The sequence below is a fragment of the Jannaschia sp. Os4 genome (genome assembly GCF_016820245.1).
Lineage (GTDB): Bacteria > Pseudomonadota > Alphaproteobacteria > Rhodobacterales > Rhodobacteraceae > Jannaschia.
This window is the reverse complement of sequence record NZ_JAFCAR010000003.1, coordinates 275,166-301,640: the sequence shown is the minus strand read 5'-3', so window position 1 is coordinate 301,640 and position 26,475 is coordinate 275,166. Positions and strand designations below refer to the sequence as shown.

Annotated in this window: 25 protein-coding genes; 9 read left to right on the top strand and 16 right to left on the bottom strand. The window is 73.0% G+C overall.

Translation table 11 applies throughout. The annotated features are described in order from the left end of the window. The first annotated feature begins 64 nt into the window (after window positions 1-64). Window positions 65-901 carry a gamma-glutamyl-gamma-aminobutyrate hydrolase family protein gene (locus JQC91_RS06460; RefSeq protein WP_203285987.1) on the top strand — a complete coding sequence of 279 codons (837 nt, stop codon included), beginning with the start codon at window positions 65-67 and terminating at the stop codon, window positions 899-901. A 72-nt stretch (window positions 902-973) separates the two neighbouring features. On the opposite strand, the gene JQC91_RS06455 is transcribed toward JQC91_RS06460, so the two are convergent. Next, the gene (locus JQC91_RS06455) at window positions 974-1,786 is read right to left on the bottom strand and encodes a class II aldolase/adducin family protein (protein ID WP_203285986.1); all 813 of its coding nucleotides are present in this window, start codon (window positions 1,784-1,786) and stop codon (window positions 974-976) included. Here JQC91_RS06455 and JQC91_RS06450 point away from each other — a divergent pair. Continuing rightward, window positions 1,785-2,762 (top strand): LysR family transcriptional regulator, encoded by a 978-nt coding sequence (locus JQC91_RS06450; protein WP_203285985.1) that lies wholly within the window; start codon window positions 1,785-1,787, stop codon window positions 2,760-2,762. The genes JQC91_RS06455 and JQC91_RS06450 overlap by 2 nt on opposite strands. 25 nt (window positions 2,763-2,787) lie before the next feature. Here the strand turns inward: JQC91_RS06450 and JQC91_RS06445 are convergent, their stop codons facing one another. The 6 genes from JQC91_RS06445 to JQC91_RS06420 form a co-directional block, all read right to left on the bottom strand. Further along, window positions 2,788-4,065 carry an MFS transporter gene (locus tag JQC91_RS06445; protein WP_203285984.1) on the bottom strand — a complete coding sequence of 426 codons (1,278 nt, stop codon included), beginning with the start codon at window positions 4,063-4,065 and terminating at the stop codon, window positions 2,788-2,790. Between the two features lie 76 nt (window positions 4,066-4,141). Continuing rightward, on the bottom strand, window positions 4,142-6,976 hold the full coding sequence (gene polA / locus JQC91_RS06440; protein WP_203285983.1) for a DNA polymerase I: 2,835 nt from the start codon (window positions 6,974-6,976) through the stop codon (window positions 4,142-4,144). Window positions 6,977-7,056: 80 nt separating this feature from the next. After that, window positions 7,057-8,163 carry an endonuclease/exonuclease/phosphatase family protein gene (locus JQC91_RS06435; RefSeq protein ID WP_203285982.1) on the bottom strand — a complete coding sequence of 369 codons (1,107 nt, stop codon included), beginning with the start codon at window positions 8,161-8,163 and terminating at the stop codon, window positions 7,057-7,059. 50 nt (window positions 8,164-8,213) lie between these two features. Then, complete coding sequence (locus JQC91_RS06430; protein ID WP_203285981.1) at window positions 8,214-8,888, bottom strand: hemolysin III family protein; 675 nt, start codon at window positions 8,886-8,888, stop codon at window positions 8,214-8,216. A 47-nt stretch (window positions 8,889-8,935) separates the two neighbouring features. After that, entirely contained in the window at window positions 8,936-11,425 is a 2,490-nt protein-coding gene (locus tag JQC91_RS06425; protein ID WP_203285980.1) for an FAD-dependent oxidoreductase, read from the bottom strand. Window positions 11,426-11,470: 45 nt separating this feature from the next. Beyond that, complete coding sequence (locus tag JQC91_RS06420) at window positions 11,471-11,680, bottom strand: zinc-finger domain-containing protein (RefSeq protein WP_203285979.1); 210 nt, start codon at window positions 11,678-11,680, stop codon at window positions 11,471-11,473. A 132-nt stretch (window positions 11,681-11,812) separates the two neighbouring features. Between JQC91_RS06420 and JQC91_RS06415 the strand changes: the two genes are divergently transcribed. After that, complete coding sequence (locus tag JQC91_RS06415; RefSeq protein ID WP_203285978.1) at window positions 11,813-12,757, top strand: ABC transporter ATP-binding protein; 945 nt, start codon at window positions 11,813-11,815, stop codon at window positions 12,755-12,757. A 32-nt stretch (window positions 12,758-12,789) separates the two neighbouring features. Here JQC91_RS06415 and JQC91_RS06410 read toward each other — a convergent pair whose 3' ends face one another. Next, entirely contained in the window at window positions 12,790-13,224 is a 435-nt protein-coding gene (locus JQC91_RS06410) for a nuclear transport factor 2 family protein (protein WP_203285977.1), read from the bottom strand. A 72-nt stretch (window positions 13,225-13,296) separates the two neighbouring features. Here JQC91_RS06410 and JQC91_RS06405 point away from each other — a divergent pair, with 72 nt between their 5' ends. Next, window positions 13,297-13,845 (top strand): hypothetical protein, encoded by a 549-nt coding sequence (locus JQC91_RS06405; RefSeq protein WP_203285976.1) that lies wholly within the window; start codon window positions 13,297-13,299, stop codon window positions 13,843-13,845. On the opposite strand, the gene JQC91_RS06400 is transcribed toward JQC91_RS06405, so the two are convergent. Next, window positions 13,842-14,672, bottom strand: a complete 831-nt coding sequence (locus JQC91_RS06400; RefSeq protein ID WP_203285975.1) for an EamA family transporter — start codon at window positions 14,670-14,672, stop codon at window positions 13,842-13,844. The two genes, JQC91_RS06405 and JQC91_RS06400, sit on opposite strands and share 4 nt — an antisense overlap. A gap of 89 nt (window positions 14,673-14,761) precedes the next feature. Here JQC91_RS06400 and JQC91_RS06395 point away from each other — a divergent pair, with 89 nt between their 5' ends. The 3 genes from JQC91_RS06395 to JQC91_RS06385 all read left to right on the top strand — a co-directional run bounded on the left by JQC91_RS06395 (window position 14,762) and on the right by JQC91_RS06385 (window position 17,379). Then, complete coding sequence (locus tag JQC91_RS06395; protein WP_203285974.1) at window positions 14,762-15,949, top strand: FAD-binding oxidoreductase; 1,188 nt, start codon at window positions 14,762-14,764, stop codon at window positions 15,947-15,949. Between the two features lie 90 nt (window positions 15,950-16,039). Beyond that, window positions 16,040-16,726 carry a hypothetical protein gene (locus tag JQC91_RS06390; protein WP_203285973.1) on the top strand — a complete coding sequence of 229 codons (687 nt, stop codon included), beginning with the start codon at window positions 16,040-16,042 and terminating at the stop codon, window positions 16,724-16,726. Continuing rightward, window positions 16,723-17,379: a hypothetical protein gene (locus JQC91_RS06385; RefSeq protein ID WP_203285972.1), complete on the top strand. Its 657-nt coding sequence runs from the start codon at window positions 16,723-16,725 to the stop codon at window positions 17,377-17,379. The genes JQC91_RS06390 and JQC91_RS06385 overlap by 4 nt, the downstream gene beginning before the upstream one ends. Here JQC91_RS06385 and xylB read toward each other — a convergent pair. From xylB to JQC91_RS06365, 4 genes are all read right to left on the bottom strand, one after another. Continuing rightward, window positions 17,376-18,791, bottom strand: a complete 1,416-nt coding sequence (gene xylB, locus JQC91_RS06380; protein ID WP_203285971.1) for a xylulokinase — start codon at window positions 18,789-18,791, stop codon at window positions 17,376-17,378. The two genes, JQC91_RS06385 and xylB, sit on opposite strands and share 4 nt — an antisense overlap. Before the next feature lie 110 nt (window positions 18,792-18,901). Further along, window positions 18,902-19,657 (bottom strand): ATP-binding cassette domain-containing protein, encoded by a 756-nt coding sequence (locus JQC91_RS06375; RefSeq protein ID WP_238941357.1) that lies wholly within the window; start codon window positions 19,655-19,657, stop codon window positions 18,902-18,904. Continuing rightward, the gene (locus JQC91_RS06370; protein WP_203285970.1) at window positions 19,654-20,994 is read right to left on the bottom strand and encodes a sugar ABC transporter permease; all 1,341 of its coding nucleotides are present in this window, start codon (window positions 20,992-20,994) and stop codon (window positions 19,654-19,656) included. The genes JQC91_RS06375 and JQC91_RS06370 overlap by 4 nt, the downstream gene beginning before the upstream one ends. Before the next feature lie 145 nt (window positions 20,995-21,139). Further along, window positions 21,140-22,132: a substrate-binding domain-containing protein gene (locus tag JQC91_RS06365; RefSeq protein WP_238941421.1), complete on the bottom strand. Its 993-nt coding sequence runs from the start codon at window positions 22,130-22,132 to the stop codon at window positions 21,140-21,142. A 270-nt stretch (window positions 22,133-22,402) separates the two neighbouring features. On the opposite strand from JQC91_RS06365, the gene JQC91_RS06360 reads away from it, so the two are divergent. Next, window positions 22,403-23,611 (top strand): ROK family protein, encoded by a 1,209-nt coding sequence (locus tag JQC91_RS06360; RefSeq protein WP_238941356.1) that lies wholly within the window; start codon window positions 22,403-22,405, stop codon window positions 23,609-23,611. Continuing rightward, complete coding sequence (locus JQC91_RS06355) at window positions 23,608-25,056, top strand: CRTAC1 family protein (protein ID WP_343069915.1); 1,449 nt, start codon at window positions 23,608-23,610, stop codon at window positions 25,054-25,056. Before JQC91_RS06360 ends, JQC91_RS06355 begins: the two co-directional genes overlap by 4 nt. Here the strand turns inward: JQC91_RS06355 and JQC91_RS17955 are convergent. The 3 genes from JQC91_RS17955 to JQC91_RS06340 are packed head-to-tail and all read right to left on the bottom strand — an operon-like array spanning window position 25,053 to window position 26,439. Further along, window positions 25,053-25,532: a GNAT family N-acetyltransferase gene (locus JQC91_RS17955; protein WP_203285967.1), complete on the bottom strand. Its 480-nt coding sequence runs from the start codon at window positions 25,530-25,532 to the stop codon at window positions 25,053-25,055. The two genes, JQC91_RS06355 and JQC91_RS17955, sit on opposite strands and share 4 nt — an antisense overlap. Then, on the bottom strand, window positions 25,529-25,996 hold the full coding sequence (locus JQC91_RS06345) for an MOSC domain-containing protein (RefSeq protein WP_343069914.1): 468 nt from the start codon (window positions 25,994-25,996) through the stop codon (window positions 25,529-25,531). Before JQC91_RS06345 ends, JQC91_RS17955 begins: the two co-directional genes overlap by 4 nt. Then, the gene (locus JQC91_RS06340; RefSeq protein WP_203285966.1) at window positions 25,993-26,439 is read right to left on the bottom strand and encodes a GAF domain-containing protein; all 447 of its coding nucleotides are present in this window, start codon (window positions 26,437-26,439) and stop codon (window positions 25,993-25,995) included. The genes JQC91_RS06345 and JQC91_RS06340 overlap by 4 nt, the downstream gene beginning before the upstream one ends. Between the last annotated feature and the right edge of the window lie 36 nt (window positions 26,440-26,475).

Sequence of the window (26,475 nt, the reverse complement as noted above, 5' to 3'; positions counted from 1 at the left end):
GCGCGGAGGATGACGCGCCTCGCCCGGGATGGCCACCGCCCTACCTCCGGCCTCCGCCCTTCGCATGGACCCGCCCGTGACCCTCTCCCTGCTCGTCGTCGCGAGCGAGACCCCCGACCAGATGGCGGACCGGCGCCGCCGCAGCGGCCAAGCCTCCCACGAGACATTCGCCGGGACGCTGCGCCAGCTCGACGACGGCGTGGCGCTGACGGAGACCAACTGCGTCACCGGCACGGACCTGTCCGAGGCCGACCTCGCGCGCCACGACGGGATCCTCTACGCGGGCTCGCCCATCCAGATGCACGAGGACACGCCGGAGGTCCGCGCCGCCGCCGCGTTCGCGGCGATGGCCTTCGCCTCCGGCACGCCCTCCTTCGGCTCCTGCGCGGGGCTGCAGATCGCGACGGCGGCGGCGGGCGGCACCACCCGCGCCCGGCCCGAGGGGCTGGAGGCCGGGTTCGCCCGGGGCATCGTCGCGCTGGCCGACCACCCGATGCTGGCGGGGCGCCCCTGCTCGTGGGACGCGCCCGCCATGCACTCCGCCGAGGTCGACCGCCCCGCACCGGGCACGACCGTCGTCGCCCGGACCCCCGACACCCCCGTCGAGGCCGCCGAGATCCGCTGCGGCCCCGGCGTCCACTGGGGGGTGCAGTATCACCCCGAACTGGCCCTCTGGGAGATCGCGGACGCGCTAGAGAGCAAGGCCGACACGCTGGTCGCGCAGGGGATGGCCGAGGACGAGGCGGCGGCCAAGGCCTTCGCCCGCACCGTCCGCACGCTCGACGCGGACCCGTCCCGCCGCGACCTCGCGTGGCAGATCGGGGTCGGTGCCGAGGTGCTGGACCGCCGCCGCCGGGGCCGCGAGATCGTCAACTTCCTCGCCCACCTGCGGGGACGGTGAGGAAAAAGGGCCGCCCACGCCCCCCTCCCGGGGCATGGGCGGCCGAGGGTCCGCGCCCTGTCCGGCGCGGCCCTAGTCGAGGAAGTCGGGCCGGGTCGCCTCCAGCTGCGCGTAGAGCGTCTGGAAATGGAGCCAGCCGATGTACTCGGACCCCACGTGCTCCCGCGAGTACCGCGCGCGCTCCGCGGGGATGCGGATGCGCTCCAACGGCGTCGCGTGCAGCGCCAGCTGCTGCTGGCAGCACCGCTCCAGCGCGATGAACCAGAAGGCGGCGGCGTCGATCGAGTGGCGCGAGGCCGTCAGCAGCCCGTGGTTCTGGTGAAGCGCCGCCTTCACCCCCGCGAAGGCCGCCGCCACGTCCGTGCCCGCGTTCTCCTCGACGGCCACCTGCCCCGCATGGTCCCCGATCACCACATGGTCCTCGAAGAACGCACAGGCGTCCTGCGTGATCGGCTCGATCGGCAGCCCCGTCGCGCACCACGCCGTCCCGTAGGGCGTGTGGGCGTGGCACATGGCGAGGATGTCGGGATGCGCGTCGTGCACCTTCGCGTGCAGCACGAAGCCCGCCCGGTTCACCGCGTGCGACCCCTCGACCACCGTCCCCTCGTGGTCGACGAGGATCAGGTTCGACACCCGCACCTGATCGAAGTGCACGCACATCGGGTTCGTCCAGTAGAGATCCGGCCGCTCCGGGTCGCGCACCGTCAGATGCCCTGCGAAGCCGTAGTCGAACCCGTGCTGCGCGAAGGCGCGGCAGGCGGCCGCGAGGTGCCGCTTGCGGTAGAGCCGCTCCTCGGCGGGATCGGAATGCTCCGGCTCCCACGGGAAGGCGAGGCCCTCCTGCGCGGGCTGGTAGATGCTGGTCCGGTCGCCGAGATCGAGCATGGGTCGTCCTCCATTCCGCCATGCGGGCTACATCGCCCGCCGGTTCCGGGTCGACGCCGCGGCGGCGATAACTGTTATGGTCCACCCCATGCGCGACGACCGGCTCACACAGATGCGCGTCCTTCTCGCGGTAATCGAGACGGGGGGCTTCTCTGCGGCCGCGCGCTCGCTCGGGGCCTCGCAGCCCTTCGTCTCCGAGACCGTGGCCCGCCTGGAGGAGCGGCTGGGCGCCCGCCTGCTCGACCGCACGACGCGCACGATGGCCCCCACGCCCGAGGGGCTGCGCTACGTCGAGGGCGCCCGCGCCGCCGTGCTCGCCGCCGACGCGGCCGAGGAGGGGCTGACGGGCGGACGGCTCGACGGCACGCTCCGCCTCACCGCGCCGTCGGCCTTCGGGCTCGACCGCGTCCGTCCGGCGCTGCCCGCCTTCCTCGACGCCCATCCGGGGCTGGAGGTGGAGCTGATCCTCACCGACGACCGCGTCGACCTGATCGGCGAGCGCATCGACGTGGCCGTGCGGATGGGCCGCCTGCCCGACTCGACGCTGGTCTCGCGCAAGCTCTGCGACCTCCACCGGATCCTCGTCGCCGCGCCGTCGCTGGTGGACCGCCTCGGGACGCCCGCCGCCCCCGCCGACCTCGCCGGCTGGCCGCTGCTGGCATGGACCGGTCCGCGCGCCGGGCTGAACCGCTGGCGCTTCCTCGACGGCGCGGAGGTCCATGCGCGGGGCCGCTTCCGCTCCGACGACGGGCAGGCTCTGTTCGCCGCCTGCGTTGACGGCCACGGGGCCATGCGCTGCGCCGAGCACCTCGCCCGCCCCGCCCTGCGGGACGGGCGCCTCGTCGAACTGCTCCCCGGCCGCTCCGAGACCCATGACGGCGCCATCTACGCGGTCACCCTCCCCGGCCGCCGCGAGGCCCGGCTGCGCGCGCTGGTGGCGCATCTCGTCCAGACGTTCCGCGCCGCGGCGTGGTGACGGGCCGCGCGCGGCGCCCCCTGCCTCACCGGCCCGGACGCGCGGCCAGACCGAAGGCGAGGAGCGACGCCGCGGCCAGCGCGCCGGCGCCCGCGCCCCATGCCGCCGGGACGCCCGCCCGGTCCCCGATGCCGCCCAGCACGAGCAGCCCGATCATCGCGCCCATCTGCTTCACCAAGGACTGCAGCGACAGGAGGGTGGAGCGCCGGTCGTCGGGCGCGTGGGCGTGCAGGACGCTCGCGGCGGGCGATTCCGACAGGCCCAGCATGAGGGAGAAGGCGAGGAAGGCACCGACGAAGCCCCACGCCGTGCCCTGCCACGCGAGCGCGATCTGGCAGAGCGCGAGGCCCGCGAGCACCGCGCCGAGCATCCACGCGTCCCGCCCCTCGAGCCGCGCGCCGATCCGCGCGGCGACATGCGCCCCGAGCGCGATGGCGAGGAAGTAGGCCGCCGCGAGCAGTCCGACGGCCGCCGCCGCGCGTTCGGGCTCCAGCATCGCCTGCACGACCGTGGGCCAGAGCACCTCGACCGGATTGGTGGCGAAGAGCATCAGCGCGAGCGCCGCGAGGAGGAGGCGGAGGGCCGGGTCGGAGACGGCGAGGCGGGCGCCGTCCCGGATCGTCGCCGGCACCGCCCGCGCCACGCGCAGGACCGCCCGACCGTTCCGCTCGCGCGGCGGCTCCCGGACGAGGAGGACGGTGTAGGCGAGCACGCCCGCGGACACGGCCATCCCCGCCGCGTAGGAGACGTCGTAGATCGTCCGGCCGACGATGGGCGCGCCCGGCGCGTTGCCCGGCAGCAATCCCGGCAGGAGGCCGCCCGCGATCGCGCCCGAGCCCAGCCCGGCGAAGGCCGCCGTCTGCGCCCGTGCGAGGAGCGGCTGGAGCGCGGCCCCCGGCGCATGGGCGCGGAGGCCCTCGACGTACCACGCGTCCAAGGTTCCCGAGCGGAGCGCACGTCCGAGCCCCACGAGCGCGAAGGACGCGGCGAGGGGCCAGAACGTCCCGGACGCGAGGAACACCAGCGAGGCGGCCAAGCTCGCCGCCACGGCCGACAGGAAGACCGGCTTGCGCCCTATCCCGTCCGCGAGCCCGCCGAAGGGCAGCTCCGCCGCCATGGCCACGGCCGCATAGATGGCGAAGAGGGCACCGACCTCGCCCACGTCGAGGCCCCGGCCCTGCAGGGCCAGCACCGTCGCCGCCACGGTCAGCCCGGCGGCGAAGCGGTCGAGGAACTGGTGGACCTGGAACAGCCGCACGTGCCGCCGCGCCGGTACGGGGAGGGATCGGGCGGGCGGCTGCATCCCGCCACCTTCGCGGCGCCCCGCGTGGGGCACAAGCGTTCCCGGTCAGGGCCGGCCCCATGTCGGCCCTCGGGCGTCAGTGCGCCTCGGCCCAGTTGCGCCCCACGCCCCCGTCCACGACGATCGGCACCGAGAGCGGCCGCACCGGCAGGTGGGCGCGCACCATCACCTCGCGCGCCCGCTCGATCAGCGACTCGGCGGCGTCCTCGGCGGCTTCGAACAGCAGCTCGTCGTGCACCTGCAGCAGCATCGTCGCGTCGAGGTCGGCGATGGCGTCCTCCATCCGCACCATCGCGCGGCGGATGATGTCGGCGTTGGACCCTTGGATCGGCGCGTTGATCGCGGCGCGCCGCGCATAGCCCGCCGCCGGCCCCTTCTGGCCCACGCCCGGCGTGTTGATCCGCCGTCCGAACAGGGTCTGGACGTAGCCGTGCTCCTTCGCGAACGTCGTCGTCTCGGACATGTAGTCCCGGATGCCGGGGAACTTCTCGAAGTAGGTGTCGATGAAGTCCTGCGCCTGCTCGCGCGGGATGCGGAGGTTCCGCGCCAGGCCGAACCCGCTGATGCCGTAGACGATGCCGTAGTTGATCGCCTTGGCCGAGCGCCGCACGTCCGGCGTCATCTCGTCCAGGGGGATGTCGAACATCTCCGACGCGGTCACCGCATGGACGTCGTCGCCCCGCGTGAACGCCTCCTCCAGCCGCGGCACGTCCGCGAACTCGGTCAGCAGGCGCAGCTCGATCTGGGAGTAGTCGAGCGAGACCAGCACCCGGCCCTCCGGCGCGACGAAGGCCTCGCGGATGCGCCGCCCCTCCTCGGTACGGACGGGGATGTTCTGGAGGTTGGGGTCGCTGGAGGCCAGCCGCCCCGTGTTCGCCCCCGCGATGGAGTAGGACGTGTGGATGCGCCCCGTGTCCGGGTCGATATGGGTCTGCAGGTTGTCGGTGTAGGTGCTCTTCAGCTTGCTGATCTGGCGCCAGTCGAGCAGCCGCCGCGCGAGGTCGTGCTCGGTCGCGAGGTCCTCCAGCACGTCCGCGCCGGTGGCCCACTGCCCGCCCTTGGTCTTCTTGCCGCCGGGCAGGCCCATCTCGCCGAAGAGGATCTCGCCCACCTGCGCGGGGCTGCCAACGTTGAACGGCCGCCCGGCGAGCGCGTGGATGTCCTCCTCCAACGCCGCCATCTTCTGGCTGAACGCGCCCGACATGCGGCTCAGGTGGTCGCGGTCGACCTTGATCCCCGCCATCTCCATCCGCGCGAGCACCGGGATCATCGGGCGCTCCAAGGTCTCGTACACCTTGGTCACGTGCGCCTGCGGCAGCCGCGGCTTGAGCACGTGCCACAGCCGCCACGTGATCTCCGCGTCCTCGGCGGCATAGGGCGCGGCCTTGTCGATCGGCACTCGGTCGAAGGTGATCTGGGACTTGCCCGAGCCGATCAGCTCCTTGATCGGGATGGGCCGGTGGTTGAGGTAGCGGTCCGACAGCTCGTCCATGCCGTGCCCGTGCAGGCCCGCGTGCTGCGCGTAGGAGATGAGCATCGTGTCGTCGACCGGCGCCACGTCGACGCCGTAGCGGCGCAGGATCTTCCAGTCGTACTTCATGTTCTGCCCGATCTTCAGGACCGCCGGATCCTCCAAGAGCGGCTTGAGCATCTCGACGGCCCGCTCGAGTGGCATCTGCCCCTCGGCCAGCCGGTCGGGATCGGCGGCGGCGAAGAGGTCGCCCGTGTCGTCGTCGGCCTGCGCCTTGTGGCCCAAGGGGATGTAGCAGGCCGACCCCGGCCCCGCCGACAGGCTGATCCCCACCAACTCCGCCTGCATCTCGTCGAGCGACGTCGTCTCGGTGTCCACCGCCACGACGCCCAGATGGTTGATCCCGTCGATCCAGGCCTGCAGCGCCGCCTCGTCGCGCACGACCTCGTAGTCGGCGTGGGAGATCGGCGGCAGCTCCTTCTCCTCCGGCTCGCGCGGCGCGGCGTCGCCGTCGACCGGCACCACCTCCGGCGCCTCCGGCACGGGCGCGTCCAGGCGGTCGGCGATCTTGCGGACGAGGGTGCGGAACTCCATCCGGTTGAGGAACTCCAGCAGGTCGTCCGCCACCGGATCGCGCAGTTCGAGGTCGTCCAAGGCGGGCACCTCGTCCGACTCCATCTCGCAATCGAGCTGCACCAGCCGCTTCGACATCTCGATCTGGTCGCGCTTCTCGATCAGCGTCTGGCGCCGCTTGGGCTGCTTGATCTCCTCGGCCCGGTCCAGCAGCGTCTCGAGGTCTCCGTACTCGGTGATCAGCTGCGCGGCCGTCTTGATCCCGATCCCCGGCGCGCCCGGCACGTTGTCGGTCGAGTCGCCCGCCAGCGCCTGCACGTCCACCACCTGATCCGGGCGCACCCCGAACTTGTCGTAGACCCCGTCCACGTCGATGCGCTGGTTCTTCATCGGGTCGAGCATCTCGACCCCGTCGCCGACCAGCTGCATCAGATCCTTGTCCGACGACAGGATCGACACCCGCCCCCCGGCGTCGCGCGCCCGGCAGGACAGGGTGGCGATGATGTCGTCCGCCTCGAAGCCCTCGATCTCGACGGTGAAGAGGTTGAAGGCCCGGCTCGCCTCGCGCGTGAGCGGGATCTGCGGGCGCAGATCCTCGGGCATCTCCGAGCGGTTGGCCTTATACTGGTCGTAGATCTCGTTGCGGAAGGTCACCGAGCCCTTGTCGAACACAACCGCCACATGCGTCGCGGCGTCCGACCCGGTGTTCCCCTGCACGTAGCGGTCCAACATGTCGCAGAAGCCGCGCACCGCGCCCACGGGCAGGCCGTCCGACTTGCGGGTCAGCGGCGGCAGCGCGTGGAAGGCCCGGAAGATGTAGGCCGATCCGTCGATCAGATGCAGGTGGCAGCCCTTGCCGAACGCCATGTCGGACCCCCTTGTTCGGTGCCTCGCGGTGATGCCACGGGCCGGGTCGGAGGGCCACCGGGGAGACGGCCCCGCGCGTCTCAGCCCACGGGCGGGTCGAGCGTCACCGTCGCCGCCACGGGCGCGTGGTCCGACACCCAGTGGAAGGGGATCGAGCCGCCGCCCTCGGCGAACCGCTCGACCTTGGCGCAGTCCGAGACCCAGCCCGGCGGCGCGTTCCGACTGTAGAGGATGTGGTCGATCCAGACCTCGTGGCGCGTCGCCTCGAAGATCGGGTCCTGGAACGAGGTCGTGGCGAGGTCGCGGAAGTCGAGCGCGCGGCGCCTGCCCTCCGGCAATGCGTCGAAGGCGGCGTTGCCCAAGGTCAGGTCCGGCTTCCAGACGCTGCCCATCAGTGTCTCGATCCCCGACGCCTTCAGCCGCATCTCGGACGTGTCGAAGCCCGGCCCGTCGTTCACGTCGCCGCACACGATCAGGGGGACGTCCGCGGTCTCCGGATCGCGGAGGTAGGGGTCGAGGAAGTCCTCGCGCAGGTGGCGGCACTGCGCCAGCAGCCGCTCGCGTGCCGCGTCCGCCATCACCCAGTAGCGCGACCACTCGAAGGCCGAGGCGACGAACTTCGACTTGAGGTGAACCCCCAGCACCCGGAACCGCGCGCCGTCCGCCAACGTGACCTCGGCATAGGCGGGGCGACGCTCGAAGCGGTACCATTCCACGACCTTGTCCGCCCCGGTGTCGAGGAAGAACGGCTCGGATACGGCATGGATCGCGCCCGCCTCCGGGTCCATCGCGTCCCAGACCCGCAGCGGCGGGTCGGCGAAGGCGCCGCGGTCGGTGCGGGCCATGATCGCCACGTTCTGCTGCGAGGTGAACACGTCGCGGCGCCCCGGCCCGTTGGGGGACTTGGACGGCTGCAGGAACCCGGTCCAGTCGCCGGGCGCGAGGTCGCTAAACAGCAGGTCGATCTCCGCCTGCCGGGTCGGCCCCTCCACGACGACCAGCAGGTCGACGTCCAGCGCCGCGAGGCCCGTCGCAAGCCGGTCCATGCGCCGCCGCAGGACGCGGATCGCCTCGGCCTCCTCGGCGGGGTCCAAGGCGTCGGCCCTCCAGCGGACGGCCTCGGAGTCGCGGGTGAACAGCGTGTTCAGCCACTCCATGTTCCAGACGGCGATGCGGATCGTGCCCATGCCCGGCCTCCCTCTGAGGCCGCAGCCTAGCACGTCGCGCGTGGCGGCGCTCAGGACATGGACTGCGCGGCGTGGAGCAGCACGGCGGCGAAGTAGATCACCGATGCGGCGACCACGAAGACGTGCCAGATCGTGTTGTGGAACCGCAGGCGGCGCGCGACGAGGAAGGGCGTCCCGGCGGTGTAGAGCAGCCCGCCCGCCACCATCAGGATCAGCACGGGCCACGACACGGTCTCGATCACGCCCTGCCCGCCGAGCAGGACGGCCCACCCCATCGCCAGCCCGATGCCGATGGACACGGCGGTCGAGCGGGTGCGGCGGACGAACACCGTGACCGTCGCCACCAGCGCCGCCGTCCACATCGCGGCGAGGAACGTGCCGCCCGCGCCCGAGAGCAGGGCGAACGGCGTCACCGTGCCCGCGATCTTGAGGTAGATCGCCGACATGTCGAGGCGCCGCAGCCGCTCGGTCCAGCCGGGGTGGTAGACGTGGTTGTAGGCCAGCGAGCAGCCCAGCATCGCGATGAGCGAGGCGCCGTAGACCGACACGCCCACGATCCCCGTCAGCGTCCCGTGCCAGACCGCGGTGAGGGTGATCAGCACCGGCACGGCGGCGAGCGCGGCGATCAGGGCGGCGAGGTGGACGACCGCGTCCGACATGCGCTCCGCCCGGTCGTAGGGGCGCTCGGCGGCCTGCGCCGGGTGATCCGAGGGCGGGGGTCTCATGTCGGCGATCCTAGCAGGCCTCTCGCAATTCGGTGGTGACGTTGCCGTCATCCCGGACCGTCGGCCCCGGGTCGGACGGGATCGTGGCGTTCCCGTGCCGTTCTCAGGCCAACCCCCGCGCCGTGCGCTGGTTCCGCCCCGCCGCGGTCCCGCACCCGCCTGAACCCTGGGTCGTAGGGCGACGGCGGGATCACGCGCGCGGGGCGGGCGGTGCCGAGGACGTCCACCGCAAGCGCCGTGCCCGCCGCGGCGCGGTCCGGGCGGACGTAGGCGAGGGCGAGCACGAGCCCGGTGCGATGGCCCTTGCCCCCCGAGGTCACGGTCCCGACGACGGCGTCCGCGTCGCGCACGGACGCCCCGGCGTGAGGCGGCGCGTCGTCGGCCTCGACCGCCAACGTCACGAGGCGGCGCGCGGGCGTCCGGGCGGCGAGCGCCGCCGCGCCCACGTAGCCGCCGCCCGCGCGCACGAAGCGCGACAGGCCCGCCTCGTGGGGGTCCACCTCGTCGATCACCTCGGCCTTCCAGTGGAGGAAGGACTTCTCCAGCCGCATGGACTCGACCGCCCGCGATCCGAACAGCGTCGTCGCGCCCGCCGCGCGGAGGGCCCGGTAGGCGGCGGAGAGGCTCTCGCTGGGGACGTGGATCTCGTAGGCCAGTTCCCCCGAGAAGCTGACCGACATCACGGTCGCCGGGGCGATCCCCACCTCGGCCTCGCGGACCGAGAGCCACGGGAAGGCCTCCGCCGACCAGTCGCCACGCGCCGCCGCCGACAGCACCTCGCGGGACCGGGGCCCTGCCAGGAGCAGGATGGCGTGCGTGGTGGTGAGGTCCGCCACGCGCACGTCCTCGCCCGCGCGGAGGTGGGCCCGCATCCAGTCCCGGTCGTGCCACTGCGCCGCCGCCGCGGAGCCGAGCCAGACCCGCCCCGGCGCGACGTTGGCGACCGTGACCTCGGAGCGCAGGCAGCCGCGATCGTCCAGCCAGTAGGTCAGCCCGACCTTGCCCGCCTCGGTCGGGACGCGCGAGCACGAGAGCCGCTGGAGGAATGGGACCACGTCCGCGCCGGTCAGCTCGAAGCGCGAGAAGCCCGACACCTCCGTGATCGCGACGTCCTCGGAGACGGCGCGCACCTCGGCGGCCACCAGCGGCTCGGCGTTGGTGAAGCGGAACGAATGGTCCTCCGCGAAGCCCTCGGGCGCGGCGTACTCCACCCGCTCCCATCCCGCGACGACGCCCATGCGCGCGCCATCGGCTACCAAGGTCTCGGTCAACGGCGTCGTCCGCACGGGGCGCCCCGCCGGGCGGTGCTCGTGCGGGAAGTGGAAGCGGAACTCGTTGCGGTAGTCCTCCACGGCCTTCTCCGCCGTGTAGGCGACCGTCGCGTGGGCGAGGAAGCGGCGCGGGTCGAGGCACCACGTGTCCACCTCCGCCGCGCCGTGCACGATCATCTGGGCGAGCAGCCAGCCGTGGCCGCCCCCCTCGCCCAGCCCCGCGCGCAGGCCGGTGATGCAGTAGGCGCCCCCGAGCCCGGGGATCGGCCCGACCAAGGGCGCCCCGTCGATCGTGTAGGTGATCGGCCCGTTCACCACCTGCTTGATCCCGGCGGTGGCCAGCGCGGGCATCCGGGCCATCGCCCCTTCGATCACCGGCATCACCCGGTCGAGGTCGTCGGGCGACAGGTCCATCGTGAAGCCCGGATCGATCCCGTCGAGGCCCCATGTCCGGCAGTCCTGCTCGTAGAAGCCGACCAGCAGGCCGTCCCGCTCCTGCCGCGCGTAGAAGTCGCTGATCGGGCACCGGATCAGCGGGATGCGCTGGCCCGCATCGCGGACCTCGGGCATGTCCTCGGTAACGAAGTACTGATGCTCCATCGACGCCACGGGGAGGCGGTGGCCCATCATCGCGGCGATCTCGTTGCAGCGGTAGCCGCCCGCGTTGACGACCACCTCCGCCTCGATCTCGCCCTGCGGCGTGGTCACGACCCACGCCGCGCCGCGCCGCGCGATCGCCATGACGGGGCAGCGGCGGTGGACCTCGGCCCCGGCCCTCCGCGCCCGCGCGAGCAGTGCGTTGCAGAGCTGCGTGGGGTCGATGTGCCCGTCATGCGGGTCCCACAGGCCCCCGACGATCCCCCCGGTGGACAGCAGCGGATGGCGCCGCGCGCATTCGGCGGCGTCGATCACCTCCCATTGCTGGCCCATCCCCTCGGCCATGGAGGCGAAGTGGCGGTAGCCCTCCATCGTCCGTTCGTCGCCCGCCAGACGGATGCCCCCGTCGCCGTGGTTGTAGCCGACGGGATGGTCCGGATCGGCGGCGAGGTCGCGGTAGAGCGCGATGGAACGCGCCTTCAGCGCCACCATCGTCTGGTTCATCCCGAAGGACTTCACCTGCGCCGCCGAGTGCCACGTGGTGCCGGACGTGATCTCGTCGCGCTCGAGCAGGACGACGTCGGTCCAGCCCTCCCGCGTCAGGTGATAGAGCGCGGAGCAGCCCGCGATGCCGCCGCCGATCACCACGGCGCGTGCGCTTGTCCTCATGGGCGTCCCCCCGATGGCCTTGGTGCCGGGGGGGCGCGAACCTGTCTAGTGCCCGTCGCCGCGCAGCACGAAGCGCTTGTCGCAGTAGCCGCAGTCCACGTGCCCCACCTTCGGGTCGATGGTCAGCCAGACGCGGGGATGGCCCAGCGCGCCGCCCGCCCCGTCGCAGGCCACGCGCAGCACGTCGACCTCCTCCACCTCGGGCGGCGGCAGGTCGCTCTGGCGCGAGGGATAGCGGGGGGTACCGGTCGTCATCTCGTCCTCCGTCGCAGGGGCGTCGGTGCGGGAATGCCGAGTTGCCGCACCCCCTGCCCCCGGCTAGGTGCGTCCGGCCTAGGGGAACGCCCCCCGCCCCGCAAGACCGACCCAGCCAGACCGGAGCCGCGCATGTCCCCCACCACGTCCAACGCCATCGAGATCGAGGGGCTGCGGAAGGTCTACGCGGGCGAAGGCGGCGCGCCGGAGAAGGAGGCACTGAAGGGCCTCGACCTCGACATCCCCCAAGGGTCCATCTTCGGGCTGCTCGGCCCCAACGGCGCGGGCAAGTCCACCACGATCAACATCATGGCCGGGCTGGTCCGCAAGACCGCCGGCAAGGTCCGCATCTGGGGCTTTGACCAGGACCGCAACCCGCGCCAGTCCCGCGCCGCCATCGGGGTCATGCCGCAGGAGCTGAACCTCGACCCGTTCTTCACGCCCGCGGGCGCCTTGGAGGTCCAGGCGGGCCTCTACGGGGTGCCTAAGCGCGACCGCACGACGGCGGAGATCCTCGACCTCGTGGGGCTCGCCGACAAGGCCGACGCCTATGCGCGCACCCTGTCGGGCGGCATGCGCCGCCGCCTGCTTTTGGCCAAGGCCTTGGTCCACCATCCGCGCATCCTCGTGCTCGACGAGCCGACGGCGGGCGTGGACATCGAGCTGCGCCAGATGCTGTGGCGCAACGTGCGGCGGCTGAACGAGGAGCGGGGCACGACGATCATCCTGACGACCCACTACCTCGAGGAGGCGCAGGAGATGTGCGACGAGATCGCCATCATCGGGGACGGCGCCCTGATCGCGCGGGACCGGACCGAGAACCTCTTGGCGCGGCTGGACGGCAAGACGATGGTGATCGTGCCCGAGGGCGAGGCGCCCGCGGACGTGACCGTCCCCGAGGGCGTGGAGGTCGCGCGCCGCGCGGACGGCTCGCTGGCGCTGACCTACTCGCGCGCGAAGGTGTCGGCGGAGGCGCTGCTCGACGCGATGCACCGGGCGGGCGTCGCGATCCGCGACGTGCGGACCGAGGAGGCGGACCTCGAGGACGTGTTCGTCGCCCTGACCCACAAGGACTGAGGCGGGGCGGCGGCACCGCCCCGACCCGGCGCTCACTCCGGCGGCAGCAACTCGGAGTTGCGATGCGCGAGGCGCCACGCGTCGCCCTCGCGGGTCCAGATGTTCACGAAGCGAAGGTCGCCCTCGAACGGATCTGCCCCGAGCAGGCCCGCCACCGGCCCCTGCCCGTAGGTGACGACCACGTCGCCGTAGTCGCGGAACGCCAGCGCCGGCGTGTCCGCCCGGGTCACGACGGCCGCCTCGGCCTCGATCAGGTCCGCGAAGGCGTCGGGGCCGAACTCGACGCCCGAGCCGTGCTGGTAGACGAAGTCGTCCGCGAAGACGGACCGCATCGCGGCGCCGTCGCGGGCGAGGAAGGCGGCGTAGAAGCGGGCCTCGGCGGCGCGGACCGCGGCGATCGAGGCGGCATCGGCCGCCGCGGCGGCGGGCGCGAGGAGGGGGAGGGCGGCGAGGAGGATGGAGCGCATCGCGTGTCCTTACTTGGTTGTTTGACCAAATACTGGATAGATGGTCGATCCGCCAATAACAAGGAGGACCGCATGCCCCGCCCCAAGGGATACGACCCCGCGACCGTCGCCGCCCGCATGCGGGACGCGTTCTGGACCCACGGCTACGACGGCACCTCGCTGGGCACCCTCTCCGGCGCGACGGGCCTGCGGTCCGGCAGCCTGCATGCGGGGTTCGGGCAGAAGCCCGCGCTCTTCGCCGCCGCGCTCGACGCCTACGATCCCGCCTTCCTCGGCGCGATGGAGATCGAGGGGCGCGGGCGCGCCAAGCTCCGCGCCTATGCCGACCTGCTCCACGACCGCGCCGTCGCGGACCCCGACCGGCGCGGCTGCTTCGTCGTCGCCTCCGCCGCCGAGCTCGACCGGCACACCGACGCGAACCGCGCCGCCATCCTGTCCCGCCTCGCCCGGATGCGGCGCTTCATCGACGACGCCTTGGCCGAGGACGGCATCGACGACGCGGAGCGGGCGGCCGGGTTCCTCGGAGCGGTGGTCGGGTTGCTGGCCTTGGCCCGCTGCGGGACCGACGCGGCGACCCTCGGCGCGCTGCGGGACGCGGCGAAGCGGGGCTTGGACGGCTAGCCGCGCCGCAGCATCCCGGACGCCGCCAACGCCGCGCCTCCGGTGATCAGGACGCAGGCCAGCGCCAGCGTCCATGTCGCCTCGGCCAGCCTCAGAGCCACCAGCAGCATCGTCGAGAGCAGTGGCGCGGCGTAGCTGGACGCGCCCAGCACGGCGAGGTCGCCGCGCTTGCAGCCCACGTCCCACAGGAAGAATGCCGCGCCGACCGGCCCGAGCCCGAGACCCACGATGGCGATCCATTGCCGCGTGTCCGGGACCACGGGCGTCTCGACGGCGAGGCTCGCCCCGCCGCAGAGCAGGGCGGCCACCAGCAGGAAGCCCGTCACGGCCGTCGTGGGGACGTCCGCGTAACGCCGCTGCGCCACGGAGTAGCCCGTCCACACGAACGCGGCGAACAGCGCCACCGCGTGTCCCGGCGCGGGCGCGAAGCCGAGGCGCCCGCCGGTCACGACCAGCGCCGCCCCCGCCAGCCCGAGCAGCGCGCCCGCCACGTGATACCACCGCAGCCGCTGGACGAGCGCCGAGGCCAGCACGATCAGCAGAGGCCAGAGATAGGCGACCAGCGACGCCTCGACCGGCGGCGCCAGCCGCAGGGCGAGCACGTAGAGCAGGTGATAGGCCGTCAGCCCCCCGACCCCCAGCGCCCACGCCCCCGCCGGCACCCCGCGCGGCAGGCCCCGCGTCAGGCCGAGCAGCCCGCCGATCCCGAAGCACGTCGCGAGCAGCTGCAGCGGCGGCACCCCGTCCGACAGCGTGGCGAAGGCGGCGAGCGTGGCCCAGAGCAGGACCGCGCCGAAGCCGATCAGGGTGGCGGTCGACCGTGTCATCGCGGCGTCCTGACGCGCGGGACGGCGCGCGGCAAGGCTTGCGCCGACGGGACGCGCCGGGCCAACTCCGACGCGAGGGAGAACGCGGCATGACGGACGTGGTGATCGTGGGCGGGGCCATCATGGGGTCGAGCCTCGCGTGGTGGCTGACCGAGCTCGGCCACGACCCGGCGCGGGTCACCGTGGTCGAGCGCGACCCGACCTACGAGAACTGCGGCACGGCCCACACCAACAGCTGCATCCGCCAGCAGTTCGGCAACCCGCTCAACGTCGCGGTCAGCCGGTTCGGCGTCGAGTTCCTCAAGGACTTCCGCGCCCATATGGGCGGGGACGAGCGGGTGCCCGAGGTGCTGCTGCACCCGTTCGGCTACCTCTACCTCGCGGGCGACCCCGCCGAGGAGGACCGCCTGCGGGCGGCCCACGCCGCGCAGCAGGCGCAGGGCTCCGGCACCGTCCTGATGGCGCCCGAGGAGATCGCGGCGAGGTGGCCGTTCTACGATCTCGACGGCATCACGCTGGGCTCGTGGGGGTCGCGCGACGAGGGCTACTTCGACGGGACGACGATGTTCGAGTGGTGGCGCCGCATCGCGCGCGAGCGGGGGGTGTCCTTCGTCCACGGCGAGGTGGCGGGCGTGGACACCGCCGGGGGGCGCGTCGCGGGCGTCGTCCTCGCCGACGGCACCCGGATCGGCGCGGACGTCGTGGTGAACGCCGCCGGGTCGCGCGGCGCGGCGGTCGCCCGCTCGGCCGGCCTCGACCTGCCGGTCGAGCCGCGCAAGCGCTACACGTGGGTCTTCGAGGCCGCCCGGCCCTTGGGGCAGGACCTTCCGCTGACCATCGACCCCTCGGGCGTGCACTGCCGCCAGGACGGCGTGGGACCGGCCAACCAGTACATGGCCGGCGCCACGCCAGCGCACGACCCCGCCGTCGATCCCGACGACTTCGGCGGCGAATGGGAGATGTGGGAGGAGACGATCTGGCCCGCGCTGGCCACCCGCATCCCCGCCTTCGAGGAGATCCGCGTCAAGCGGGCATGGGTCGGGCACTACGACCTGAACGTGCTGGACGCCAACGCCATCCTCGGCTTCCACCCCGGCCTCGAGGGCTTCGCGATCATGAACGGCTTCTCCGGCCACGGCCTGCAGCAGTCGGCGGCGATGGGCAGGGGCCTCGCCGAGCGGATCGTGCACGGGCGCTACGTCAGCCTCGACCTCTCGCCCTTCGGCGTGGAGCGGGTTCTGGCGGGCGAGCCGTTCGCGGAGCGCGCCGTAATCTGACCGCACGGGCGCCACGGGTGCCGGATTCATTCCCCCAAACCGCCCGGCCCCGTCCCAACCCCGCCCCCGTTCGGATGCGATCGAAGGGGCATGAAACCCGTCCTCCACCGACTCGCCTGCGCCGCGTTCCTCGCGGCCGCCCCCGTGGCGGCGGGCGCGGCGACGCTGGGCGTGTTCACCCACGACTACGGGAACGGGACGTCCGGCACCGCCGGCGTGGACGACTACACGCCGAACGGCAGCTACACGACGCTCGAGGCCGACCACGCCTTCTTCAACAACGACTCGAACGCCAACAACGTCTTCGCGTTCGACTCCTTCGACCTGTCCTCGCTGTCCGGGGCCACCATCGAGTCCATCGACTTCACCTTGGAGTTCAACGGCGCGAACACCGCGCCCGACGGCGAGCAGTGGTACTTCGACATCTACGGCAGCGATCCGAGCACCTACACGGACAACCGCTGGCAGGTCCTTCCGGACGACGGCGACCCGATCGACGTGCTGACCTTCACCCTCGACGCATCGACCGACACCGGCGGGATCGACGCCTTCTCCCACATCCTGAACACGATGGAGCTCGCCTTCGGCTTCGAGGAGGCGACGGCGAGCAACCCCGACTGGCTGAGCGTCTACTCGGCCTCGATCACCGTCTACGGCAGCCCCGAGGTGGTGCCCCTGCCCGCGACCGGCGTGCTGCTTCTGGGCGCGCTCGCCTGGCTGGGGTGGCGCCGCCGGGACGGGGCGTCCCCGGCGGACGGGTCGGGAGCGGTCGCATGAGCGCGTGGTGGTCCAAGGCGGCCTGCGCGGCGGCGGTCAGCCTCGCCTGCGCGATGCCCGCACCGGCGGCGGTCCTCGGCGTGTTCAGCTACGACTACGGCAACGGCACCACGGGCGGGAACGACGTCCCGCTCGACTTCAACCGCCTCGAGACCGACAGCGTGCGCCTGCAGGACTCGACGCAATCCTCCCCGGGCCTGCCCGGCGACGTGGCGTTCGACCGCTTCGACCTGTCGTCCTTGGGCGGCGCCACGATCGACTCCTTCGAGTTCACGCTCGTCTTCGACGGCGCCCGGTCGAGCAACGGGGAGACGTGGTTCCTCGACATCTACGGCAGCATCCCCGGCCCCTTCGTCGACAACCGCTGGGCGCGGCTCGAGGACGACGCGGGGATCGACACGCTGACGCTGACGCTGGACGCGCTGACGGACGCGGCGCCGATCGACGCGTTCGCGCATATCGTGTCGACCTTGGACTTCTCCTTCGGGTTCGAGGAGACCTCGACCGGTCGGGACCGCATGAACATCTACTCGGCCTCGCTGTCGGTCTTCGGCACGACCGCCGCCGTTCCGATCCCGGCGCCCGGCGTCCTGCTCCTCGGGGCCCTCGGCGCGCTGGCGTGGCGCCGCCGCCGCGCCGCGGCGACCGCCTAGAGCCCCCGCGTCGCCGCGTGGGCTGCGCGGTAGCGGGCCACGCCGTCCTCGTAGGCGCCGCGCAGGTCGGCCACCGGCTCGACCACGCGCTCGATCCGCGGCGGGGCCGCGACTTCCGCCCCCGCCCCGCCCGCCATCCGCGCGAGCCGTGCCGCGCCGAGCGCCGCGCCGTGGGACGCGCCCGCCGCCACCTCCAGCGGATGGTCGAGCGCCGTGGCGACCATGCGGAGCCACCCCTCCGACCGCGCGCCCCCGCCCACGGCGAGCAGCGGCCCGATCTCGGTCCCCGTGGCGGCGAGCGCGTCGCGACAGTCGCGCAGCGCGAAGGCCACCCCTTCCATCACCGCCCGGCCCAAGGCCGCGGCGTCCGTGGCGTGGTCGATCCCCAGCAGCGTGCCCCGCAGCGCCGCGTCGTTGTGGGGCGTCCGCTCGCCGCCGAGATAGGGCAGAAACGTTGTCCGTCCCGGCGCCGCGATGTCGGCGGAGGCCAGCTCCGCCGCCGCCCGCCCCGTGAGGCGCGCGGCCCATTCCAGCGCGTCCGTCGCCGCGAGGATCACGCCCATCTGGTGCCATGTGCCGGGGACCGCGTGGGCGAAGGTGTGGACGGCGGTCGCCGGGTCGGGGTCGTAGGAGGCGGAGGACACGAAGAGCACGCCGGACGTGCCGAGGCTGACGAAGCCCCGCCCCGGCGCCACCGCGCCCGTGCCCACCGCCGCGGCGGCGTTGTCGCCCGCCCCGCCGGCGACGGGAACGCCCTCGGGCAGCCCGGTGAGCCGGGCGCCCTCGGCGGAGATGCGGGCAGTCGCCTCGGACCCTTCGGCCAGCCTCGGCATCCGCTCCCGCGACAGCCCGCCCCGCGCCAGCAGCGCGTCGGACCAGTCGCGCGCGCCGACGTCCAGCCACGCCGTCCCGGACGCGTCCGACATCTCCGACCATGCCTCTCCGGTCAGGCGCAGGCGCAGGTAGTCCTTGGGCAGCAGCACGAGGCGGGTGGCGGCGAACACCTCCGGCTCGTGGCGGCGGACCCATTCGACCTTGGGCGCGGTGAAGCCCGGGAAGGCGATGTTGCCGGTGACCCGGCGCGCCTCGGCATCGTCCCACTCCGCCGCCTCCGCAGACGCCCGCGTGTCGTTCCAGAGCAGGCACGGCCGCAGCGCCGTGCCGTCCGCGCCGACGAGGCAGGCCCCGTGCATGTGGCCCGCGATCGCGAGCCCCTCGAGCCCCGACAGGTCGTGGTCCAGCGCCGCCACCGCCGCGCGGGTCGCCGTCACCCAAGACTCGCAATCCTGCTCCGCCCACCCGTCGCGGGGCCGCTGCACCGAGAGCGGGGCCGAGGTCTCCGCCACCGCGCGGTCGCCGTCCACCAAGAGGACCTTCACCGACGAGGTCCCCAGATCGATCCCGAGATGCATGGCGTGTCCTCCCCGCCCCAGAGACGCGAACGGGGCGGGACCGCGCAAGGCCCGCCGCCCCTTTCTTGGCACAAGTATCCCGGGGGTCCGGGGGCGGCGCCCCCGGTCCGTCAGGCGGCCTCGCGCACCGGGTTCTTGCCGAGGATGATCATCGACAGGATGTCGTCCTCGGTCACGTCCTCGACGCGCTCGGTCCCGACCATCTTGCCGTTCTTCATCACCGAGACCCGGTCGCACAGCTCCATCATCTCCCGCGTGTCGTGGGAGATGAGGAAGATGCCGAGGCCCTGCGCCTTCAGCTCGTCGATCAGGTCGGCCACCATCTTGGTCTCGTGCACGCCCAGCGCGGCCGTCGGCTCGTCCATGATGAGGATGCGCGCGTTGAAGTAGACGGCGCGCGCGATGGCGACCGACTGGCGCTGCCCGCCGGAGAGCGCCGAGACGGGCACGTTGAACTTCTTGAAGTTGGGGTTCAGCCGGGCCAGCACCTTGCGGCACTCCGCCTCCTGCTTGGCGTCGTCGACAAAGCCCAGCCCGTTCGTCAGCTCGCGCCCGAGGAAGAGGTTGGAGGCGGCGTCGAGGTTATCGGCGAGGGCCAGCGTCTGGTAGATCGTCTCGATGTTGAGGTCGCGCGCGTCGCGGGGGCTGTCGATCTCCACCTCCTTGCCGTCGACGCGGATCGTGCCGGAATCCTTCTTGTAGGCCCCCGACAGGATCTTGATCAGCGTCGACTTGCCCGCGCCGTTGTGGCCGAGCAGGCCCACGACCTCACCCGCGTGCAGGTCCAGCGAGACGTGGTCCACGGCCTTGATGCCGCCGAAGGCGATGGAGATATCGCGCATCTCCACGAGGGGGGTAGTGGTCATGCGGACCTCCGGCGGTAGAGGATGTCGAGGAACACGGCGAGGACGAGGACGGAGCCGACGACGACTTGCTGCACCGCAGCATCGAAGCCGATCAGCACCATCCCCGTCTGGAGCGACTGCATCACCAGCGCGCCGAGGATCGCACCGTAGATCGTACCCACGCCGCCCGCGAGCGAGGTGCCTCCGATGACGGCGGCGGCGATGACGTAGAGCTCGTCGAGTTGCCCGAGGTTGTTCGTCGCCGAACCTAGGCGGGCCGAGGCGACGACGGCGGCGAGGCCCGTCAGGGCGCCCATCAGCGCGAAGATCTTGATGGTCATCCACTTGCGGTCGATGCCCGCCAGCTCCGCCGCCTCGGGGTTGCCGCCGATGGCGTAGACGTAGCGCCCGAACCGGGTGCGGGTCATCAGCACGTGCATCGCGATGCCCACGGCGGCGAGGATCAGGACCGGGATGGCGAAGCCATGGGAGATGAACAGCCCGCCCTCGGGTATCTCGATCCCCGCGTCGGCGGCGTAGCGGCGGACGATGCCGCGCGGCCAGGGATAGGCGTTGACCAGCAGCACCGCGCCGATCACCGCGCCGCAGCCGATGGCCGCCAGCACGCCCTCGGCCCAGATGGGCCGGAGCGGGAAGCCGAAGGCCTTGCGCTGGCGCCGCCCGTTGACGAGCAGCAGGACGATGGCCGCGCAGATCGCAAGGCCCACGACCCACGACCAGAAGCTGCCGATCGCGCCGTAGGGCCCGCCGCCGAGGATCGAGAAGGTCTCGTCCACGGGCGAGATCGTCTCGCCACGGGCCACGAGGAAGGCCGCGCCCCGCCAGACGAGCAGGCCGCCCAGCGTCACAATGAAGGCCGGGATCTGCCCGTAGGCGATCAGCGCGCCTTGGAAGCCGCCGATCAGGGCGCCCAAGCCGATGCCCACCGCGATGGCGAGGATCCAGATCAGCGGGTGCCCGAGGCCGAGGATGCCGGGCAGCACGTTCACCTGCACCACGCCCATCACGATGGCGATGAAGCCCAGCATGGAGCCGACCGACAGGTCGATGTTTCGGGTCACGATCACCGCGACCATGCCGCAGGCCATGATGCCGACCGAGGAGGTCTGGACGGACAGGTTCCACAGGTTCCGGGGCGTCAGGAAGGCCGCGAAGCCGTTGGCCAGCCCGCCATAGACGTGGAAGCCGATCCAGATGATCGCCAAGGCGGCGAGCATGCCCAGCAGGCGGGTGTCGATCTCGGTCGCGGTCAGGAACCGCGAGAGGGGGTTGGCGCGCGGGGCGTTCGGATCGCCGCCCGCGCCCGCCGGGAGGGCGTCGCTCGTCTGGTCGGTCATGTCGGTCTCCGAATGGCGGGGCCGATTGGCGCCTCTCGCCGGTCAGGGATTTGGGTCGTCCGCGCCGGAGGGTCGGTCCGCGCAGCCCCACCCTCGCACGGATGGGGTCGAGGGCGCCCGCGCGGGGCGCCCTCGGGTGGTCAGGTCACTGGCAGGCGGCGACGCTGTCCATCGCGCCTTCGCAGACCTTGTCCTTGGCGATGTGGCCCGCGTCGATGACGACCTGCAGGTTCTCCGCCGTGACCGGGGTCGGGTCGAGCAGGATGGCGTTCATGTCGACGCCGTTCTCGCCGTCGGAGAACACGGTCGCGCCCTCGACGTCGCCCATCTCGGTGCCGCCGGCCAGCGCCACGGCGATCTCGCCCGCCGCGGTGCCCAGCGCGCGGGCGTCCTTCCACACGGACACCGTCTGGGTGCCGCGCGCGACGCGGTTCAGCGCGGCGTGGTCGCCGTCCTGCCCGCCCACGGGGACCGAGAGGCCTTGGGACTCGAGCGCCGCGATCGCGCCGCCGGCCATGCCGTCGTTCTGCGACAGCACCGCGTCGACGTCGTTGTCGTTGGCCGTCAGGATCTGCTCCATGTTGGCCTGCGCGTTGTCGGGCTGCCAGCCGTCGGTGAAGGACTCGCCCACCACGGTGATCGCGCCGCTGTCGATGGACGGCTGGAGCACCTCCATCATGCCCTCCAGCAGGAAGCCCGCGTTCGGGTCGCCTTGGTCGCCCTTGATGATGGCGTAGTTGCCCTCGGGCTGAACGCCGGTGACGGTCTCGGCGATGATCCGGCCCACGCCCTTGTTGTCGAAGGTCAGGTAGAAGGCGCGCTCGTCCTCGATCAGGCGGTCGTAGCCGATGACCGGGATGCCCTCGGCGTCCGCCGCGTCCACGGCCGGCCCCACGGCGTCCTTGTCCACGGACAGGATGATGAGCGCGTCGGCGCCCTGCGCGATCAGCGACTCGACGTCCGAGAGCTGCTTGGAGGCCGAGAGCTGCGCGTCCGCCGAGATGTAGGTGGCGCCGGCAGCCTCGAGCGCGGCCTTGATGGCGGCTTCGTCGGTCTTCCAGCGCTCCTCCTGGAAGTTGGACCACGACACGCCCACGGTGGGCGCATGGCCGTCGGCGTGGGCCATGCCGGCCAGCATCGAGACGGCGGCGGCCGTCGTCATCAGGTACTTCATCGATTTCCTCCCGTTGGTCCGCCGCGGTCTCCGCCACGACGGGATGGGGGGAGGGGATCATATCTTTCGTTCGGTTGTCAAAAATAATTTGACGGGGCGGGCCGAATATTTCTTCATTCCGTTCAAGGAGCGCTTGGATGGATGGAATTTCAGCGTGGGGACGCCGCCGGATTGAGCGGACGCGCCCACGTGAGAGGGGATTATGTTGGGTGATCGAATGAAAGGGGCACGCGCATGAGCCTCGACGACACCCTTCCCGACGCCTCCGCCGGGGTCGGCCCGATTCGCGCCGCGCCGCGGGACGGCGCGGCCTCGCTGCGGCTGCAACTCTACGAGGCGGTGCGCGCCGAGGGCCGGGTCAGCCGCGCCTCGCTGGCCAAGGCGCTGCGCGTCTCGCCCGGCTCGGTCACGCCCGCCGTCGCCGACCTGATCGGCGCGGGCCTCCTGCGCGAGGTGGCGGACGCGGCCCCCGCCTCGGGCCGGGGCCGCCCGCCCGTCACCCTCGCCGTCGAGCCGGGCGCCGCGCTCGTGGCGGGCCTGCGCCTGTCGGATCGCGAGCACACGGCCGCGCTGATCGACGCGGCCGGGCGAACGGTCGCCTCGGCCTCGGCGGGCCGGGCGCCGGGCGACGGCACCGTGGCCGCGCTGGTGGAGGAGGCGGGCGCCCTGCTCGACCGCCTGCTTGCGACCGCAGGCGTCGCCATCGGCGCGGTCCGCGCGGTCGGCGTGGGCCTGCCGGGCCTCGTGGAGCACGGCTCCGGCACCCTGCGCTGGTCCCCCATCGCCGAGGGCACGGACGCCCCGCTCGCCGCGCTGCTGTCGGACCGGATGGGGGTCGCCGCCTCCGTGGACAACGACACCAACCTGCTGACCGTCGCGGAACTGTGGTTCGGCAAGGGGCGCGGCCTGTCGGACTTCGCCGTCGTCACGGTCGAGAACGGGGTGGGCATGGGTCTCGTAGTGGGCCACGCGACCTATCGCGGCGCCCGGGGCGTGGGGATGGAGCTGGGCCATCTCTGCGTCGAGCTGGACGGCGCACTGTGCCGCTGCGGGCGGCGCGGTTGCCTCGAGGCCTACGTCGCCGACTACGCCTTGGAGCGCGAGGCGGGGCCGGACCTCCCCGAGGGCGAGATCGTCCCGCTCTTGGAGGCGCGCATGGCGCAGGGCGACCCGGTCGCGGGCGCGGTGCTGGAGAAGGCCGCGCGCTACCTCGCCTTGGGGCTGGGCAACGTGTCCAACCTGTTCGACCCGCGCCACGTGATCCTGTCGGGCTCGCGCAGCCGCTGGTCCCCCGCCGACGCGGCGACGCTCGCGGCGGCGGTCGCGGCGCACACCCTGTCCGCGCCGCCCCCCATCGAGGTGAACGCATGGGACGACCTCATCTGGGCGCGCGGGGCGGCCGCGCTCGCCCTGTCGGACGCCACGCCGGGGCTGGTGGCGTGAGGGCGGCGGTCCTGCTGCTGCTCGCCGCCCCCGCGAGCGCCGACATCCGGTTCGAGCCCGTGGAGGTGCCGGTCCACGAATACGTCGGCGGCTGGGAGCACTTCGTCGGCGGCGGCGCGGCCGTGTTCGACTGCGACGGCGACGCCCTGCCCGAGATCGTGGCGGCGGGCGGCGAGGCCCCCGTCGCGCTGTGGCGGAACCGCGGCGGTATGGACTTCGAGCCGGGGGCCTTCCCCGAGACCACGGGCGCGACCGGCCTCTACGCGCTGGACCTCGACGCAGACGGCCCGCTCGACCTCGTCGTGACGCGCGTCGGTCCGAACCTCGCGTTCCGGGGCGACGGGGCCTGCGGCTTCTCCCCCCTGCCCCTGCCCGATGGCGGCGACGCGTGGACCACCGCCTTCACCGCCGTCTGGCAGGGCGCGCGCCCGACGCTGGCCTTCGGCAACTACGTCGACCGCGCCGACCCGGACGGCCCGTTCGGCACCTGCGACGACAACCTGCTGCTGGAGCCGGAGGGCGCCGGCTGGCGCGAGACCGTCCTTTCGCCCGGTCACTGCGCGCTCTCGCTCCTCGCCTCGGACGAGGACCGCGACGGGGTGCCGACGCTGCGGCTGTCGAACGACCGGCACTACTACCTGTCCGGCGGGCGCGAGCAGATGTGGTCGCTCGCCGAGCGCCGCTTCCTCGGCCCCGCCGACGGGTTCGACGCGCCCTCGCTCTGGGGCATGGGCATCGCGTCGGGCGACGCCACGGGCGATGGCCTGCCCGAGATCGTGCTGACCTCGATGGCGGACCAGGTGGCCTACCTGTCCTCGCCCGAGGGCCTGACCCGCGCGCCCTATGAGGCGGGGCTGACGGCGCACCGGCCGCATGCGGGTGGGGACGGGCGGCCCTCGACCGGCTGGCACGCCGAATGGGCGGACGTGGAGAACGACGGCGACCTCGACCTGCTGATCGTGAAGGGCAACGTCGATCAGATGCCCGGCATGGCGATGAAGGATCCGAACAACCTGCTGCTGAACACGGGCAACGGCTTCGTCGAGGCGTCGGTGGAGGCGGGCGTCGCCTCCGACCATCGCGGGCGCGGCGGGGCGTGGGCGGACCTCGACGGCGACGGGCGGCTCGACCTCGTGGTGGTGAACCGCCGCGCGCCCTTGGAGGTGTGGCGGAACGTCTCCGACGCGGGGAACGCGGTGGCGGTGGAGCTGCGCCAGCCGGGCGGCAACCGCCACGCCGTCGGCGCATGGGTGGAGCTGCGGACCGAGGCGGGCGTGCAGGCGCGGGAGCTGACCGTCGGCGGCGGGCATGGCGGCGACGCGGTCGCGCCGCTCTGGTTCGGGATCGGCGCGGCGGAGGCGGCGGAGCTGCGCGTGATCTGGCCCGGCGGCGCGGCCGGGCCGTGGCGCCCCGTCGCGCCCGGCCGCGTCGAGATCGTCCGCTAGGGCCCGAACCCGATCCGCCGCGCCCTCACCGGATGGCCGACCAGCGTGTCGCCCACCGGGCCCTCGTCGACGCCCCCCTCCCGCAGGTAGAACGCAAGGCCCCGGGGGTTGCTTTCGAGCACCGTGAGGTAGGCGCGGGGGAGCCCCCGCTCCGCCAGCACGTCCCGCACCGCCCGCAGCAGCCGGGCGCCCGTCCCGCGCCCCTGCGCGCCGGGGCGGACGTGCAGGTTGTCGATCAAGGGCGGGTCGCGGTCGGCGAGCGCGCAGACGAAGCCGTCCAGCCCGTCCGGCCCGTCCGCCACGAGGATGGCCTCCGGCCACGCGAAGCGGCGCGCGCGCCACTTCGCCGCCAGTTCGCCCGGCAGCACGTCGCGCAGGTAGGCCGCGTCCAGCTCGGCGCGGTAGTTCGCCCGCCAAGAGGCGAGGTGCAGCGCCGCCACCGCGTCGCGGTCGTCGGGGGTCGCCGCGCGGATCACGGGCCGACCTCGTCGCCCAGCGCCACCGCGCCCGGCGCCACCACCTCCGCGCACCAGCCGCCATGGTGCCGCACCGCCGAGTAGCCGCCCGGCCCCAGCGTCTCCTCCATCCGCGAGCAGGGCGCGCAGGGACCGACGATCCGCACGGTCGCGGTGCCGAGCCGCAGGTCCCGCCCCTTAAGCGCGGCGAGGTTGATGCCTTCGACGAGGACGTTGCGCCGCAGCCGCTCCGGCTCCACGACCTCGCGCCGCGCCAAGGCGGCGATCACCGCCAAATGCTCCGCCTGGATCAGGGTCACCGCCCGCTTGCCGGGGCTCGGGTGCCGGTCGCCCACCAGCCCCGCCGCGTCGACCTCGGCCCGCTCCACCGGCACCATCGGCGCGCGCCGCGCGGGCCGGAGCCCGATCCACGCGACCGTGCCCGCCCCCGCATGGGAGGCCATCAGGTCGCGCAGCGTCCTCACCGCCCGAAGACCTCCGCCATCAGCCCCTCCAGCCGCCGCGCGTCCTCCCCGTCGAAGGCGGCGGGCCTGTCGCTGTCGATGTCCAGCACCGCGATCAGGTCGCCCGCGCGGTCGAGCACCGGCACCACGATCTCCGACCGCGTGGACGAGGCGCAGGCGATGTGGCCCGGGAACGCGTTCACGTCCTCCACGACCTGCGTCTGCCGCGTGGAGGCGCAGGCCCCGCACACGCCCCGGTCGAACGGGATCGAGAGGCATCCGTGCCCGCCCTGATAAGGCCCGATCTTCAGCAGGCCCGGCGCGACCACCCGGTAGAACCCGGTCCAGTCGAACCGGTCGTCCGAACGGTGCAGTTCGCACGCCACCGTCGCCATCAGCGCGACCGCGTCCGTCTCGCCCTCGCAGAGCGAGAGCACCCGCCCCCGCAGCTCGTCCCAGTTCATTCGATGGTCCTCAGGTACTCCGGGGGTCCGGGGGTG

Excerpts from the sequence above, each read along its gene's own strand:
- JQC91_RS06375 (WP_238941357.1), bottom strand. The coding sequence starts at position 19,657 with ATGACCACTACCCCCCTCGTGGAGATGCGCGATATCTCCATCGCCTTC.
- JQC91_RS06385 (WP_203285972.1), top strand. The coding sequence starts at position 16,723 with ATGAGCGCGTGGTGGTCCAAGGCGGCCTGCGCGGCGGCGGTCAGCCTC.
- JQC91_RS06400 (WP_203285975.1), bottom strand. The coding sequence starts at position 14,672 with ATGACACGGTCGACCGCCACCCTGATCGGCTTCGGCGCGGTCCTGCTC.
- JQC91_RS06365 (WP_238941421.1), bottom strand. The coding sequence starts at position 22,132 with ATGCTGGCCGGCATGGCCCACGCCGACGGCCATGCGCCCACCGTGGGC.
- JQC91_RS06450 (WP_203285985.1), top strand. The coding sequence starts at position 1,785 with ATGGGTCGTCCTCCATTCCGCCATGCGGGCTACATCGCCCGCCGGTTC.
- JQC91_RS06420 (WP_203285979.1), bottom strand. The coding sequence starts at position 11,680 with ATGACGACCGGTACCCCCCGCTATCCCTCGCGCCAGAGCGACCTGCCG.
- JQC91_RS06390 (WP_203285973.1), top strand. The coding sequence starts at position 16,040 with ATGAAACCCGTCCTCCACCGACTCGCCTGCGCCGCGTTCCTCGCGGCC.
- JQC91_RS06460 (WP_203285987.1), top strand. The coding sequence starts at position 65 with ATGGACCCGCCCGTGACCCTCTCCCTGCTCGTCGTCGCGAGCGAGACC.
- JQC91_RS06405 (WP_203285976.1), top strand. The coding sequence starts at position 13,297 with ATGCCCCGCCCCAAGGGATACGACCCCGCGACCGTCGCCGCCCGCATG.
- JQC91_RS06340 (WP_203285966.1), bottom strand. The coding sequence starts at position 26,439 with ATGAACTGGGACGAGCTGCGGGGGCGGGTGCTCTCGCTCTGCGAGGGC.
- JQC91_RS06435 (WP_203285982.1), bottom strand. The coding sequence starts at position 8,163 with ATGGGCACGATCCGCATCGCCGTCTGGAACATGGAGTGGCTGAACACG.
- JQC91_RS06395 (WP_203285974.1), top strand. The coding sequence starts at position 14,762 with ATGACGGACGTGGTGATCGTGGGCGGGGCCATCATGGGGTCGAGCCTC.
- JQC91_RS06415 (WP_203285978.1), top strand. The coding sequence starts at position 11,813 with ATGTCCCCCACCACGTCCAACGCCATCGAGATCGAGGGGCTGCGGAAG.
- JQC91_RS06370 (WP_203285970.1), bottom strand. The coding sequence starts at position 20,994 with ATGACCGACCAGACGAGCGACGCCCTCCCGGCGGGCGCGGGCGGCGAT.
- JQC91_RS06360 (WP_238941356.1), top strand. The coding sequence starts at position 22,403 with ATGAGCCTCGACGACACCCTTCCCGACGCCTCCGCCGGGGTCGGCCCG.
- JQC91_RS06430 (WP_203285981.1), bottom strand. The coding sequence starts at position 8,888 with ATGAGACCCCCGCCCTCGGATCACCCGGCGCAGGCCGCCGAGCGCCCC.
- JQC91_RS06410 (WP_203285977.1), bottom strand. The coding sequence starts at position 13,224 with ATGCGCTCCATCCTCCTCGCCGCCCTCCCCCTCCTCGCGCCCGCCGCC.
- xylB (WP_203285971.1), bottom strand. The coding sequence starts at position 18,791 with ATGCATCTCGGGATCGATCTGGGGACCTCGTCGGTGAAGGTCCTCTTG.
- polA (WP_203285983.1), bottom strand. The coding sequence starts at position 6,976 with ATGGCGTTCGGCAAGGGCTGCCACCTGCATCTGATCGACGGATCGGCC.
- JQC91_RS06445 (WP_203285984.1), bottom strand. The coding sequence starts at position 4,065 with ATGCAGCCGCCCGCCCGATCCCTCCCCGTACCGGCGCGGCGGCACGTG.
- JQC91_RS06455 (WP_203285986.1), bottom strand. The coding sequence starts at position 1,786 with ATGCTCGATCTCGGCGACCGGACCAGCATCTACCAGCCCGCGCAGGAG.
- JQC91_RS06425 (WP_203285980.1), bottom strand. The coding sequence starts at position 11,425 with ATGAGGACAAGCGCACGCGCCGTGGTGATCGGCGGCGGCATCGCGGGC.